A 261-nucleotide genomic window follows, 5' to 3' on the forward strand; every position below is an offset into this window, starting at 1 on the left:
AGGCGATCTTCAACGCTTCGGCGAGCAGATGCGCGGCATCGGCCGAGCCGAAGCCGAGCGCGCCGATATCGAAACCTTCGAGGATGTTGAGCATCTGCACGATGTGCACGCCGCCTGAGGAGGGGGGCGGCGGACCGATGATCTCATGGCCGCGATAGGTGCCGCGGACCGGCGCGCGCTCGATTACCTTGTAGGCGGCGAGGTCGGCCATGTCGATCAAGCCGCCGGACCGAGCCATATCGTCGGCCAGCGCGGCGCCGA

The 261-nt window shown here is 67.4% G+C and carries 1 protein-coding gene; it reads right to left on the reverse strand.

The annotated features are described in order from the left end of the window. On the reverse strand, positions 1 to 261 hold a 261-nt coding region (locus CVH10_RS21755), incomplete at both ends, for a gamma-glutamyltransferase (protein ID WP_181244645.1).

This window comes from Halomonas sp. ND22Bw (genome assembly GCF_003011945.1).
In the GTDB taxonomy this organism is placed as follows: Bacteria; Pseudomonadota; Gammaproteobacteria; order Pseudomonadales; family Halomonadaceae; genus Halomonas; species Halomonas halophila.